This window comes from Saccharothrix hoggarensis (assembly GCF_052936025.1).
Genome location: NZ_CP193624.1, coordinates 5,045,269 through 5,059,744 on the forward strand (window position 1 = coordinate 5,045,269; position 14,476 = coordinate 5,059,744).

Below are 14,476 nucleotides of genomic sequence, written 5' to 3' on the forward strand. Positions count from 1 at the left end.
GCCCGTCCTGTGGGACGCTGGGCGTCCGAGGGACGGGGAGGGTGTCTTGGGGTTGCGGAAGTCGCGCGGGCCGGCGCCGTTCGTGGACGAGCAGCAGGCGCGGCTCGCGTTCCTGCTCGGCGAGTACAACGCCATCCGCGCCGAGCTGGTGGCCGCGGTGTCGACGCAGCAGACCGTGATGACGTACGGGTTGGCCGCGATCGCGGTCATCTACTCGGGGCTGCTGGCGTCGTGGTCGAACGCGTCCCTGCGCACCGGCATCCTGAGCCTGTCGCCCGTCCTGCTGCTGTTCGTGTGGTTCGTCTGGTACGGCGAGGTGCAGCGGCTGGGCCGGGCGCGGTGGTTCCTGTGGGAGCTGGAGCAGAAGGTGAACGCGCTGCTGAAGCCCGCGCACGACGTGCCGGCCGGGTCGGCGCTGCCCGCGTCGGACGTGCTGCACTGGGAGAGCTGGGTGCGCGGGCGGAACAAGTGGCGCCGGAACCTGCACTCGCGCCCGGCCTACCACCTGGCCACCGGTCTGCTGTGCGGCACGGGCCTGGGCACGACGGCGCTGTCGGTGGCGCTGAGCCTGGTGTCGCCGCCGTCGGTCGAGCTGCGCGTGCTGGTGTTCGGCGGCGCGGCGGTGTTCCTCGCGCTGCTCTGGTACGCGTGGTTCGTGTTCCGCCGCAACCCGCTCCTGGGCAACGGGAAGCCGATCGCCGACTGAGCGCGGTCACTGGTTCAGGATCTCCGACAACCGTTGGAGCGTCTCGGGTTTCAGCCGCCCGCTCCGGTCGTTGATCGCCTCGGCGACGCCGTCGCGGAACACCTGGCTGAACTCGACGTAGTGCGGCGTGACCGGGCGCAGGCGCGCGTTGTTCAGGGCGGTGCGCAACTCCTGCATGTCCCGGCGCTTGGCGTTGTCGTACGCGGACTGCCTGGTCGGCGCGAAGCCGCCCACCTCGGAGAGGATCAGCTGGCTGGAGGCACCGGTCAGGAACTCGACCAACGCCTGCGCGGCGCGCGGCTTGCCCGTCCCCGCCCGGATCGCCAGGTTCTGGCCGCCCAGCACGCTCGGCGTCGGCGGCGCGGCGACGCCGAACTCGACCCGGTCGGGCAGCCCGTCGCGGGCGACCGGCCAGTTGCGCATGTACAGGGTGCGCCCGTCGGCGAACGTGCGGACCGCGACGTCGTCCGTGGTCGACCGCACCTCCCCGGTCACCACGACGTCGTCGTCGTGCGCCGCGGCGGCCAGTCGTTCGAGGCCGATCTCGTCGCCCGCCCCGAGTTGCACGGCGGTCTTGTCCTCGTTCTGCGCGACGTCCCCGTTCTCTCCGAACGCCTTGCCGCCCGCGGCCCACATGGCCTCCAGCGCGACGACGGTGAGGATCTCCTCGTTGGCGAGCGCCGCCGCGTTCGCCGCGTCGACACTGGGCGTGGCGGCCGCCGCGGCCCCGGCCTCACCGCCGAAGTACTGCTCCCACGTCGTCGGCGGCTTCACGGCGGCCGGCACGTCGGTGCGGTAGTACAGCAGGCCGAAGTCGGTGTTGAACGGCAGGCACCACAACTTCCCGTGGTGCGAGCAGGTGCCCAACACCTTGGGCACGAAGTCGTCCAGCCCGGCCAACCTCGACCGGTCGAGCTCGCGGATGTAGCCGTCCTCCGCGAACTGCGCCAGCCACACGAGGTCGAGCACGTACACGTCGGCCTCGTGGGCGCCGCCCGGCTTGGCGTCGTTGACCATCCGCGCGTTCTGCTGGTCGGGTTCGCCGGGCACCGGCACGATCTTGACCGGGTTGGCCGGGTGGACCTGGTTCCACAGCTCGACGAGCATCGTCCGCGGGTCGCTCGCGCCCTCGTCGAACGCGGTCATGATCACCAGTTCGCCCGGTTCGAGGCCGGTGGGCGGCGGCGGTGACGGCCTCAGCGCGATGCCGGCGGCCACGATGGCGACGACGGTCAGCACGATCCCGACCCGCTTCGGCGTCTCGCCCAGCCACGCCCGGACGTCCTTGAGCGTCTTGTCCAACGACCGGTTCGCCGACTCCGGGTCGCGCCACACCTTCACGATCCCGGCCAGCATGAGGTTGACGTAGACGCCGGAGAACACGACCAGCACGGCGCTGAGCACGCCGCGCGTGACCGAACCGGGCGTCCACGACTCGTCGACCTCCGTGACCAGGATGGTGGAGACCATGGTCACGGCTACGCCGACGAGCAGCATGATCGCGATCAGCACAAGGCGAAAGCGGAAACTCCAGCGTTCCCCCGGGTCAGACATGCCCACCCCTTCGCATGACGCGATGAGCCAAGTAACACCGGCTCGACGCGGTGTGTCAATCCGCCCAATGGCCACGGGAAACCGAGACCCGCACTACTGCGGCCGCCCACGGAGGACCGTGCGCGCGGACCGGCCGGCCGCGCGCCAACTAGGGTCGGGCGGCATGGACCCGCTGGTGCCCCGGTACGGGGCCGGATCGCTCGCCGACGTCGTGCCGTCGCTGCTCGCCGGGCTCGACGTGCCCGGGATGGTCGACGTGCTCGGCATCTCCGGCCCGGCACGGGTGTGCGTGCTGCTCGTGGACGGGCTCGGGTGGCGGCTGCTGCGGGAGCACGCGTCCGACGCGCCGTTCCTCGCCTCGCTGGCCGGGCCGCCGATCACGGCCGGGTTCCCGTCGACCACGGCGTCCAGCGTGGCCGCGCTGGGCACGGGCGCGTCGACCGGGGAGCACGGGCTGGTCGGGTACTCGTTCGCGGCCGGCGACGAGGTGCTGAACGCGTTGCGCTGGAACCGGTACGGGGCGCCGGAGCACGTCGACCTGCGGTCGGTGCTGGTGCCGGAGGAGGTGCAGCCGCGGCGGACCGCGTTCGAGGCGGCGGCCGACGCGGGCGTCGCCGTGCGGCTCGTGCTGCCGCGGGACCACAAGGGCAGCGGGCTGACGCGGGCCGTGCTGCGCGGCGGCCGGTTCCAGGGCGTGCTCGGGCTCGGTGACCTGGTCGCGCGGGTCGGCGAGGCGTTGCGCTCGGCGGACCGCGTCCTCTGCTACGCCTACCACGCCGACCTGGACGGCCTGGGGCACGTGTACGGGCCGGGCAGCGAGCCGTGGCGGTGGCAGCTGCGGTTCGTGGACCGGTTGGCGGCGGCCGTGGCCGACGACCTGCCGCCCGGCGGCGCGCTGGTCGTGACGGCCGACCACGGCATGGTCGTGGCCGACGACCGGGTGGACTGCGACACCGATCCCGTGCTGCGGGACGGCGTGCGGGCGCTGGCGGGCGAGGCGCGCGTCCGGCACGTCTACACCGACGTCCCCGACGACGTCCGGTCGCGCTGGGCCGGGCGACTCGGCGACCGGGCGTGGATCGCGTCGCGCGAGGAGGCGGTCGCGGCGGGCTGGTTCGGCCCCACCGTGGCCGACCACGTGCGGCCGCGGATCGGCGACCTGGTGGTGGCGGCCAAGGGGTCGCTCGCGCTGGTGCGGTCGGAGGTCGAGGCGGGGTTGACGGGCTTCGTCGGCCACCACGGGTCGCTGACCGAGGAGGAGCAGCACATCCCCGTCCTGGTGGCCGGGGCCTCGTCCACGCGGACCGTCGGTGGGTCGGCATAGCATCACGTGTCGGCCGCCGGGGTCGACCGCCCGCGGCCGGGACGGAGGCGATGAGTGGAGCACGGGTCACCCGTGGTGGACACGTCCGTCGCCGGGGTCGTGGAAGCCAGGTGGGGTGTCCGCCCGGAACCCGCGATCGCCCGGTACGCCGAGCCGGGGTGGCAGCTGTCGCCCCTGCCGGTCGACCGGCGCTGCCCGAAGTGCGAGGGCGAGCTGCACGGCCTCTACCGGGCCCACCCGGATCGCGGCAGGCAGCAGTTGCAGGCCGCCGTCGTCTGCCCCGCGTGCCCGGCGTCGTTCACGCTGCGGGAGCTGAAGCTCGCGCAGCGGTCCGTGCTCGGCGACCTGCGCCCGGACGCCGTCTCCCGCCGCCTGGCGGAGGACGCGCAGCTCGAAGCCCTGGCCCGCGCCTCCCGACCGCCCACCGCCCCACCCCGCCCGTCCACCACGCCGGCAGTGCGTCCCCGGCGCGCGCCGACAGCCCCGGTGGCCGAACCGCCGGCGTCGGGATCGCGATCGAAGGCACCGAGTCCTCCGGCCGAACCGGAACCGACCGCACCAGCCGCGCCCGCGGCCCCGGTCGCGCCCGCCGCACCGGCCCGGCCCGTCGCGGCCACAGCGCCCGAGCCCGCCGCAGCCACAGCACCGGCCCAGTCCGGGGAGGGCGCGGGCACGGCGTCCGAAGCGGTCGAGGAGGCCCCTCGGGCGGTGGGACGGCGGGTGTCCACCGTCGCCATGGCGGCACGCATCCGGTCCATCCTCAGCGGCTCCGAGCTCGCCCCGACGAGCCGGTCGGCCGACGTGCCCGCGTTGCCGCCCGCGCTCGCCGCGCTGGAGTCGCGGCCCGTCTGGTGGTGCAAGGCGGTCGACCCGGAGCTGACCGTGCCGGACGTGCCGCCCGGCGTGGACGCGCGCGTGGTGCTGCCCGACCGGCCCGAGTTCGACGCGCTCCGCGCCCGCCTGCGTGACGCCGGCGTGCCGTTCCGGTCCGTGCGGCACTGGCTGGAGCAGGAGGAGGTGTGCGCCGACTCGGCCACGGCCTGGCTGTCGGACGTCGGCGGGGTGGTGCCGGAGCGCTGCGACGCGGTCGTCGGCGACGGCGCGCGGGCCGCCCGGCTCGCCTTCTCGATGCTGTGGGACCTGCACGAACCGGTCGACCCGACCGCCGTGCCCGACCCCGTGCCGCTGGAGCGGTTGGTGCCGGCGGACTGGGCGCGGTTCCTGCCGTTCCCCGTGCTCAACCCCGCCCAGGCCCAGGCCGCGCCCCACCTGGTGGACGGCGACTCCCACCTGTTGATCACCGCGCCGACCGGGGCGGGCAAGACGGCGATGGGCATGCTCGCCGTCCTGAAAGCGATCCTGGACGAGGGCCGCAAGGCCGCCTGGCTCGTCCCCCAGCGGTCCCTCACCGACGAGCTGGACCGCGAGCTGGAGACGTGGCGGGCCCAAGGCCTGCGGGTGGAACGGCTGTCCGGCGAGTACGCCGTGGACGTCGAGGCGGTCAAGGCGGCCGACCTCTGGGTCGCCACCACGGAGAAGTTCGAGGCCATCTGCCGCGCGAGCTCGCTCCAGGCGGCGCTGGGCGAGGTCGGCTGCCTGGTCGTGGACGAGATCCACCTCCTCGGCAGCCCCGGTCGCGGCGCGCTGCTGGAAGCCCTGCTGGCACGGGTGCGCGGCGCGGACTCGCCGGTCCGGATCGTGGGCCTCTCCGCGACCGTCTCGAACGCCGCCGAGGTCGCCGAGTGGCTGGAGGCGGACCTGGTGGCCACGACGTGGCGGCCGTCGCGCGTCACGTGGCAGCTGCCGACGATCCCGGCCGCCTCGGGCTTCGCCGCGAACAACCGCCTGCGCGAGCAGGTGGTGCTCGACCTGACCCACCGGCACACCGCCGAGGGCGGCAGCGTGCTGGTGTTCTGCGGCTCGAAGCGCAACGTCCGGTCCACCGCGATGGCGATCGCCGCGGACCGGGGCGCGGCCGTGCACACCGTGGCCGCCGACGACGTGGACGGCCTGACCAGGGTGTGCGCGGAGGTCGGCGTGCGGCTGCACTACGCGGACTACGAGCACAAGCACGCCGCCGAACGGGCGTTCCGGTCACGTGAGGCGGACGTGCTGGTGGCGACGTCCACCGTGGCGGCGGGCGTGAACCTGCCCGCGCGGGCGGTGGTCGTGCGGGACGTGACGATCGGCGGCGAACCGGTCGACACGTCCACCGTGCTCCAGATGTTCGGCCGGGCGGGGCGCATCGGCGCCGGTGAGACCGAGGGCTGGTCGTACCTCGTCGTGGACGAGACGCAGCGCGCCGACTGGCAGACGCGGCTGGTGGCCGGCTACTCGGTGTACTCGCGCATCCGCGACTCGCTGCCCGACCACGTGCTGGCCGAAGTCCTCCAGGGCCGGATCGGGACGGTGGACGACGCGCAGGCGTGGTGGGTGGAGACGCTCGCGCACGCGCAGGGCGACGACGACGTGGAGCCGGTGCAGGAGGCCGCGGAGTTCCTCGTCGCCGAGGGCCACCTGACCTTGGCGGACGGCCGGTTCGCGATCACCGAGCTGGGCCGGCTGACCGCCCGGATGATGGTGTCGACCCACACCGGGCACCGGTTGCGCCGCACGCTCGGCCTCCTGCCCGTGCCGCACGACCCGGACGAGGCCGAGAACGCGCTCAGCCTGGTGCTGTCGGTCGCGGTGCGCGACCTGGCGGGCATCCCGGTGCCGGAGCCGGTGCGGCCCGCCGTCGCCACGGTGATCAAGGCGGGCGGCAAGACGTCGCAGATCACCAACGCGACCTCGGTCAAGGGCCTGGGCTCGCAGACGACCACCGCGCCCGGCGACCTGGCGTGGGCGGCGCTGCTGCTGGCCGCCCGCTCGCCGCACCTGTTCGAGGCGACCCGCACCGGGCGGTCCGGTCGGCGCGTGGCCGGCGGCATCCCGATGAGCACCCTGCACCCCGTGTACGAGCAGGCGCCGCGGTTCCTGGCGTGGCTGGCCGCGCAGGGCGTGCTGGGCACCGTGCACCCGTGGATCGCCGTGGTGGCCGCCGACCTCGACCACCGCGTCCGCTGGCGGACCCTCGCGCCCGGCCGCGGCTCGGGCCGGTTGCTGTGGATGTGCGAGGAGATGGCCACCCGCGCCCACCTGAAGGACGTCGTGCCCGAGCTGTGGCGTTCGGCGGTGGCCCGGGGCGTGCGCGCGCCGGACTGGTCGCCGGGACGGTCGCCGGCGGGCTGCGTCCTCGACCACGCCGGGTACACGGCGCTGCTGCGCGAGCGCACCACGACCTACGACCTGGCCGCGCACGCCGACCGGGCGACCGTCACCGGCGGCACGGGCGCCACGGCCGTCGCGTGGCGCGGCCGGACGTGGACCGCGCCCACGACGTCCGCGGCGACCGTCCCGTACCCGGCGCCCGACGACGAGCCGCCCGACGCGGACACCGGCGTGGCCGTGTTCACCCGGCGCGGCGACTACCGGGCCACCGGCTGGCTGGCCGCCTACACCGCGATCGCCGCGCCCACCGCCACTGGCCCGACCGACGTCCCCACCCCGGCGACGCACCCGTCCCGTCCCCGTCGCGGCCTCGGCAGCCGTCGCTAGCTACGCCGACGCCAGGAACCGGCCCAAGCCGGCGAGCAGCCGGTCGACCTCCGCGTCGGTCGTGTAGGCGGCGAGCCCGATCCGCAGCCCGCCGGCGTCCCCGAGGCCGAGCCACCGGGACGCCTCGATCGCGTAGAACGACCCGGCGGGCGCGTTCACGTCCAGCCCGGCGAGGAACCGGTACGCGTCCGACGCCGGGCGATCGGCGAACGTCACCAGGAGGGTGGGGGTGCGTCGCCGCGCCCGCGACCGCACGACCACGCCCGGCAGCGCGGCCAGCCCTTCCTCGACCCGCTCCCGCAGCCGGTGCTCGTGCTCCCCCACCGCCGCCAGCGACGCCGCGATCCGGGTCCGCCGGTCGCCCTCCGAGGGGACCAGCCCGGCGATGAAGTCCACCGCCGCCGTGCAGCCGGCCAGCAGCTCGTACGGCAGCGTGCCCAGCTCGAACCGCTCCGGCACGGCGTCCGACGACGGCAGCAGCTTGTCCGGTCGCAGGTCCGACAGCACGTCCGGCCGTCCCGCCACCACGCCGCAGTGCGGGCCGAAGAACTTGTACGGCGAGCAGGCGAAGAAGTCCGCGCCGATCGCGTCGACGTCGACCGGCTGGTGCGCGGTGTAGTGGACGCCGTCGACGTAGAGCAGCGCGCCGCGGGCGTGCACCAGGTCCGCGATCTCCGCCAGGTCCGGACAGGTGCCGATCAGGTTCGACGCCGCCGTCACGGCCACCAGCCGGGTCCTCGGCGACAGCGCCGCGGCGACGTCCGCCGGCGTCAGCTCGCCGCTCTCGGGGTCGAACCGGACCCACCGCACCACGGCCCCCACCGCCGACGCCGCCTGCACCCACGGCCGCACGTTGGCGTCGTGGTCCAACCTGGTCACCACAACCTCGTCGCCGGGCCGCCACGTAGTGGCCAGCGTGCGGGCGAAGTCGTAGGTCAGCTGGGTCATGCTGCGCCCGAACACGACACCTCCCGGCGACGCGCCGAGCAGGTCGGCCACGGCCCGCCGGGCGTCGAGGACGATCGCGTCCGCGGTGCGCTCGGCGGCGGTGACCGAGCCCCGGTTCGCCAGGGACGAGGTCATCGCGCCGCGCACGGCGTCCGCGACCGCGGCGGGCACCTGCGACCCGCCGGGGCCGTCGAAGTGGGCCGTCCCGGAGGCCAGCGAGGGGAACCGGGCGCGGACGGAGTCGACGTCGTAGGTCATGCCACCACTGTGACGGCCGGCGCTGGTCCACATCGGACCTCGGTGACCCGGATCACGTTCCCTATTGACATCGGTCGGACCCGCGCGCAACCCTCGTGGAAGCGCTCTCACGGACGAGGCGGTCGTTTCCGCCACGTCCGCCGCGCTCGCCCCCCGGCTGCCCTGAACCGGCCGGGAGGTCGGACACCTGCCCTGCACGGAGGAGTCGCACTGATGCGCATCCGAACGAAGTGGTCGAGCGCGCTGGTCGCGCTGGCCGCTGTCGCCACGGCGGTCACCGCCGCCGGCACACCGGCCGCGGCCATCGGCCCCGACCTGCTGCCCCTCACCGTCACCAACAACAGCGGGCGGTCGGAGGCCGTCCACCTGTACGTCCTCGGCACCGACATCCGGCCCGGCGGCCGGCTCGGCTACGTCAACCAGGCGGGCACGTTCACGCCGTGGCCGGCCGGCTCGAACCCGCCCGTGCCCGCGCCGGACGTGTCGATCGCCGGGCCCGCCAACGGCGGCAGCGTCACCCTGCGCGTGCCGCGGTTCATCTCCGGCCGCGTCTACATGTCGTTCGGCGAGAAGCTCAAGTTCTTCCTCACGCCGGACGGCCTGGTGCAGCCCGCGCCGTGGGCGTCGGGCGACCCGAACCACAACATCCTGTTCGACTGGAGCGAGTTCACCTACAACGACGCGGGTCTGTGGCTGAACAGCTCCCAGGTGGACATGTTCGCGGTGCCGCACGCGGTCACCGTGACGGGCGCGAGCGGCGTCACCAAGAAGACCGGCGAGCTGGTCGCCAACGGCCGCGACAACGTGTTCAACGGCCTGCGCAACCAGCCGGGCTGGGCGAACACCGTCCGCACCCGGTCCGACGGCACGGTGCTGCGCGCGCTCGCGCCCGGCAAGGCCGCCGACGTCGGCCTGTTCGACCGCGCCTACCTCGACCCGTACATCACGCAGGCGTGGAACGCGTACACGACGAAGACGCTGACCGTGGTGCCGTTCGGCGACCGGCCGGACATCCGGTACTTCGGCCGCACGTCGGGCACCACCATGAACTTCACCAACTCCGCCGGGCAGCACGTGGCCTCGTTCGCCAAGCCGTCCACGTCCAACGTGTGGGGCTGCGACGGCGCCCTGCACGCGCCCAACGACCAGGTCGTCGGCCCGATCGCGCGGACCCTGTGCGCGGCGCTGCACCGCTCCACGCTCGGCACCATCGACACCCAGCCGGGCGGCGGTCCGGCCGACTTCTACAAGGGTTCGATCACCAACAACTACTCGCGGCTGGTGCACCAGAACATGGTGGACGGCAAGGCGTACGGCTTCGCGTTCGACGACGTGCAGGCGCAGGAGTCCTTGGTGCACGACGGCGACCCGCGTGCGGCGGGCATCATCCTGACCCCGTTCACGGGCGGCGGCACCACTCCCCCGCCCAGCACGACCAGCCGGATCGTCAGCGCGTGGCACGGCAAGTGCGTCGACGTGCCGAACTGGAACTTCAACGACGGCCAGCGCCTGATCGTGTGGGACTGCACCGACGGCACCAACCAGAAGTGGGAGTGGACCGGCGGCACGCTGCGCACGCAGAACAACAAGTGCATGGACGTCGCCTGGGGCTCGACCGCGAACGGCGCGGCCGTCCAGATCGCGACGTGCAGCGGCAACCCGGCGCAGCAGTTCGTGCTGACCGCGGCGGGCGACCTGGTGAACCCGCAGGCGAACAAGTGCGTCGACATCGCGGACTGGAACCCGGCCAACAACGCGGTCCTGCAGATGTGGGAGTGCGGCGGCACGGCGAACCAGAAGTGGCGGCGCGGCTAGCCGCCCGGCCGTACGACCCCGGACGCGGCGCGGTCTCTCCCACCGCGCCGCGTCCGGCCCGCTCACAGGTGTTCCCGGAACCACCCGCCGGCCAGTCGGGCGACCTCGGCCAGCGCGCCCGGTTCCTCGAACAGGTGGGTCGCGCCGCGGACCACCTCGATCCGGTGCGGCGCCGTCAGCCGCTCGGCCGCCGCGCGGTTCAGGTCGAGCACCTCCTCGTCCCGGCTGCCCACGACCAGCAACGTCGGCGCGCGCACGCGGCCCAGCGCCCGACCGGCGAGGTCCGGTCGCCCGCCACGCGACACCACGGCCCTGACCAGGTACGTCCCGGCCGCCGCGACCAGGGCCGCGGCCGCGCCGGTGCTCGCGCCGAACAGCCCGACCGGAAGACCCCTGGTCACCCGGTGGCGTGACGTCCACTCGACCGACGCGGCCACCCGCTCGGCCAACAACCCGATGTCGAACCGCAGGTGGCCCGTGACGCGGTCCTCGCGCTCCTCGCGGTCGGTCAGCAGGTCGAGCAACAGGGTGGCGTACCCGTCGCGGCGCAGCGACTCGGCGACGGCCCGGTTGCGCCCGCTGTGCCGCGAGCTGCCCGACCCGTGCGCGAACACCACCACCCCGGCCGGGTCGTCCGGCACCCCGAGGTCGGCGGCCAGGTCCACGCCCCACGCGTCAACCGACACCGCCGTCGTGCCGCTCGTGGTCATGCGTCACGGGTTCACCGGCACGCGCCACGCCAAACGGCCCGCCTAGTCCACCGGTTCGTCCTCCGGGTTGCCGCCGGCGAGGGCGGCGAGCACGTCCAGCGCGGCGGTCAGGACGGGTGTCGACGCGGACGCCAGGGCGAGGCGCACGGCGTTCGGCGCGTGCCCCGGAGCGACGGCGAACGCGGCGGCCGGCGTGACCGCGATGCCCCGGCGCGCGGCGGCGGCCACGAACGCCTCGGCCCGCCACCGCTCCGGCAGCCGCCACCAGCAGTGGTACGCACCGGGGTCGGCCCGCAGGTCGAAGCCCGCCAACCTCTCCCGCACGAGCCGCTGCCGCTCCGCCGCGAGCACCCGCTTCCGGTCCACAACGGACTCGACGGTGCCGTCGGCGAGCCAGCCCGAGGCCGCGGCGACCGCGAAGTGGCCCGCCGCCCACCCGCCGGACCGCGCCGCCGCCGCGACCCGCTCCACCAGGTGCTCGGGCGGCACGGCGAAGCCGAGCGTCAACCCCGGCGCGAGGCGCTTGGACAGGCTGTCGACGACGGTCGTGCGCTCGGGCGCGAGCGGCGGCAGGTCGGGTCCGAGGAACGCGTAGATGGCGTCCTCGACGACCTGGACGTCCAACTCCCGCACGGTGTCGGCGAGCTCGGCGCGCCGCCGGTCCGGCATGGTGGTGCCGAGCGGGTTGTGCAGGATCGGCTGGAGGTACACGGCGCGCACGCCGGCCGCCCGGATCGCGCCCGGCACGACACCGGCGTCGTCCACGGCCAGCGGCACCAGCGTGACGCCCAGCCGCGTCGCGATCGCCTTCACCGCCGGGTACGTGACGGCCTCCACGCCGAGCCGCCCGCCGACGGGCACCAGCGCCGACACCGCGGCCGCGATCGCCTGCCTGCCGTTGCCGGTGAACAGCACGCGACGGGGCTCCGGCGCCCACCCGCCCCGCGTCAGCAGCGCCGCCGCTCCGGCCCGCGCCTCGGCAGTGCCACGCACACCGATCGGGGTGAGCGCGTCGCCCAGCCCACCGCCCAACCCGCCACCCAACCCACCGCCCTGCCCACTGCCCTGCCCACTGCCGAACCCGCCGCCCTGCCCACCGCTCTGCCCGTCGCCGACGAGCCGGCGCAGCCCCGGCGCCAGCAGCTCCGCCTGGTCCGGCAGCACGCAGAAGTTCAGCTCCAGGTCCACCCGCGCGCTCCCCGGTTCGCCCAGGGCGGGCTCGGCCGGTGGCGCGGCGCGCACGAACGTCCCCCGGCCCACCTCGCCGACCGCCAGACCACGCCGGACCAGCTCGCCGTAGACGCGGGCCGCCGTCGACCCCGCGATGCCGTGCCGGCGGGCGAACCGGCGTTGCGGCGGCAGGCGGTCGCCCGGCTTGAGCCGACCCGCCGCGATGTCGGCGGCGATCCGGTCGGCGATCACCCGGTAGTCGCGCACGAGCCCACCCCACATTGCACCGAGAGCATTGTTCTTATTGCACCGGGCATCGTCGCGTTCCTAGGCTTCGGACGTCAACGGACCGAGGGGGCCTCATGCGCGTGGGCGACATCGACATCTCGTACGACGACCAGGGTGACGGGCTGCCGGTCGTGCTGGTGCACGGCCACCCGTTCGACCGCTCGATGTGGGCGCCCCAGGTCGCCCGCCTCGCCCCACGTCACCGGGTCATCACCGCTGATCTGCGGGGATTCGGCGAGACGACGGTGGTGCCCGGCAAGACCCCGCTGGGCGTGTTCGCGGACGACCTGTTCGGGCTGCTCGACCGGCTCGGCGTCGAGCGCGCGGTGTGGTGCGGGCTGTCGATGGGCGGCCAGATCGTCATGGAAGCGCACCGAGCGCGCCCCGAGCGGGTCCGCGGGCTGATCCTCGCCGACACGTTCCCGGAGGCCGAGACGCCGGCCGGCCGCGCGGCCCGGCACGCGGCGGCGGAACGCGTGCTCCGCGAGGGCATGGGCCCGTACGCCGACGAGGTGCTCGACAAGATGATCTCGCCCACCAACGTCCGCGCCCTGCCCGACGTGGCGGCCCACGTGCTGCGGATGATGCGCGGCACGTCACCGGAGGGCGCCGCGGCGGCCTGGCGCGGGCGGGCGGAACGGCCCGACTACCTCGACTCGCTGTCCCGCGCGACCGTGCCCGCGCTGGTCGTCGTCGGCGAGGAGGACAAGTTCACGCCGGTCGACGTGGCCCGGCGGATGCACGCCACCATCCCCGGTTCGACGCTCGCCGTGATCCCCGGCGCGGCCCACCTGCCGAACCTCGAACGGCCGGCCGAGTTCACCGACGCGGTGGAGCGGTTCCTGGCCACCGTGGCCTGACCCCGACCGGCGCGGCCCCGCTCAACCCCCGACCCACTCGGCCCCGACCCGCCCGGCCCACGGCCCACCCAGCCGACGCCCCCGCGCCCGACCCTCGCTCTCCGGCTCAGCCGCGGCCGGCCGATCACCGGCCTGCCGATCACCCATCCGCCCGCCACCGGCAGACCGACCACCGATCTCGGGGCCCCCGCCTCGCCGATCACCGCCCTGCCGCTCACCGGTTTGCCGGTCGGGGGTCCGCCGGCCACCGCACAGGAGCCCGTCACCGAGCAGACCCGCCCCGACCGGCCGCACCACCGCAGCGCCCAGCTGCTCCGCGCACCAGGCGGCCGTCGGGCGGCGGCGGACCGACAAGGACGTCATCAGCGACAGCAGCCGGACCAGGTCGTCCGGCAGGTCGGCCGGCACCTCGGGCGGCCGGTGCAGCCGGGCCACGGCGGCCTCCACCCGATCGCTGCCGCCGTACTCGCGCCGACCCGTCAGGCACTCCAGCAGCACGAGCCCGAGCGCGTAGACGTCCGCGGCCGGCCCGACCTCCTCGCCGCGGACCTGCTCCGGGGCCAGGTAGCCGGCGGTCCCCAGGACCATCCGCGTGTCGGTGAGCCTGGTCGCGTCGAGCGAGCGGGCCAGGCCGAAGTCGGCCAGGTAGGTCACGCCCGTCCGGTCGAGGAGGATGTTCGCCGGCTTCACGTCGCGGTGCACGACGCCGTTCTCGTGCACGTGGGCGAGCGTGTCGGCGAGCCGGTGGCCGAGCGCGCGGACCGTCACGTGCGACAGCGGGCCGTCGTCCAGCCGTTCGGCCAACGTCATGCCCTCGACCAACTGCAACACGACGAACGACATGCCGCCGCAGTCGCCGACGTCGTAGACGGACACCAGTCCGGGGTGCGAGAGGCCGGCCAGCGTGCGGACCTCGCGGTCGAACCGCGTGCCGCCGACGTCGTCCCGGGCGTCGACCAACTTCACCGCGACGTACCGGCGGAGCAGCACGTCCCACGCCCGGTGGACCTCGGCCATCCCGCCCGCGCCGAGCTTGCCCGCCAACCGGTAACGCCCCGCCAACACGCGGTTCTCGGTGGACAGCGACATGGCACCGCCCTTCCTCACACCGGTCCGGACGCACCGAGTTCCCGCACCACCGGACCGGCAAACGCCGATCAGGACGATCGTTACTACGCCGAATGGACGAGCGCGCGCCCGTGCGCGCTCCACCAATCGGCGCGAAACCGCCGCCTCGACCCCCCGA

Annotated in this window: 10 protein-coding genes; 5 read left to right on the forward strand and 5 right to left on the reverse strand. The window is 74.6% G+C overall.

Annotated elements, in window-relative coordinates:
• Positions 1-46: 46 nt before the first annotated feature.
• A complete protein-coding gene (locus tag ACRAKH_RS22600; protein ID WP_380729636.1) occupies positions 47-706 on the forward strand; it encodes a hypothetical protein in 660 nt (219 codons plus the stop codon).
• 6 nt (positions 707-712) lie between these two features.
• Here the strand turns inward: ACRAKH_RS22600 and ACRAKH_RS22605 are convergent, their stop codons facing one another.
• Positions 713-2,218, reverse strand: coding sequence for an extracellular solute-binding protein (locus ACRAKH_RS22605; RefSeq protein ID WP_380729634.1), 1,506 nt, complete (start codon positions 2,216-2,218; stop codon positions 713-715).
• Between the two features lie 205 nt (positions 2,219-2,423).
• Here ACRAKH_RS22605 and ACRAKH_RS22610 point away from each other — a divergent pair, with 205 nt between their 5' ends.
• Together ACRAKH_RS22610 and ACRAKH_RS22615 are read left to right on the forward strand one after the other, a co-directional pair.
• On the forward strand, positions 2,424-3,584 hold the full coding sequence (locus tag ACRAKH_RS22610) for an alkaline phosphatase family protein (RefSeq protein ID WP_447009252.1): 1,161 nt from the start codon (positions 2,424-2,426) through the stop codon (positions 3,582-3,584).
• 54 nt (positions 3,585-3,638) lie between these two features.
• A complete protein-coding gene (locus ACRAKH_RS22615) occupies positions 3,639-7,181 on the forward strand; it encodes a DEAD/DEAH box helicase (RefSeq protein WP_447009253.1) in 3,543 nt (1,180 codons plus the stop codon).
• Here ACRAKH_RS22615 and ACRAKH_RS22620 read toward each other — a convergent pair whose 3' ends face one another.
• Positions 7,182-8,387 carry a cysteine desulfurase-like protein gene (locus ACRAKH_RS22620; RefSeq protein ID WP_380725611.1) on the reverse strand — a complete coding sequence of 402 codons (1,206 nt, stop codon included), beginning with the start codon at positions 8,385-8,387 and terminating at the stop codon, positions 7,182-7,184.
• Between the two features lie 213 nt (positions 8,388-8,600).
• On the opposite strand from ACRAKH_RS22620, the gene ACRAKH_RS22625 reads away from it, so the two are divergent.
• Complete coding sequence (locus ACRAKH_RS22625) at positions 8,601-10,202, forward strand: glycoside hydrolase family 64 protein (RefSeq protein ID WP_380725609.1); 1,602 nt, start codon at positions 8,601-8,603, stop codon at positions 10,200-10,202.
• A 62-nt stretch (positions 10,203-10,264) separates the two neighbouring features.
• Here the strand turns inward: ACRAKH_RS22625 and ACRAKH_RS22630 are convergent, their stop codons facing one another.
• Positions 10,265-10,912 carry a dienelactone hydrolase family protein gene (locus tag ACRAKH_RS22630; RefSeq protein WP_380725607.1) on the reverse strand — a complete coding sequence of 216 codons (648 nt, stop codon included), beginning with the start codon at positions 10,910-10,912 and terminating at the stop codon, positions 10,265-10,267.
• 42 nt (positions 10,913-10,954) lie between these two features.
• Entirely contained in the window at positions 10,955-12,349 is a 1,395-nt protein-coding gene (locus tag ACRAKH_RS22635; RefSeq protein WP_447009254.1) for an aminotransferase-like domain-containing protein, read from the reverse strand.
• A gap of 95 nt (positions 12,350-12,444) precedes the next feature.
• On the opposite strand from ACRAKH_RS22635, the gene ACRAKH_RS22640 reads away from it, so the two are divergent.
• On the forward strand, positions 12,445-13,230 hold the full coding sequence (locus ACRAKH_RS22640) for an alpha/beta fold hydrolase (protein ID WP_380725605.1): 786 nt from the start codon (positions 12,445-12,447) through the stop codon (positions 13,228-13,230).
• Positions 13,231-13,251: 21 nt separating this feature from the next.
• Here the strand turns inward: ACRAKH_RS22640 and ACRAKH_RS22645 are convergent, their stop codons facing one another.
• Positions 13,252-14,319, reverse strand: coding sequence for a serine/threonine-protein kinase (locus ACRAKH_RS22645; RefSeq protein ID WP_380725603.1), 1,068 nt, complete (start codon positions 14,317-14,319; stop codon positions 13,252-13,254).
• Positions 14,320-14,476: the final 157 nt, after the last annotated feature.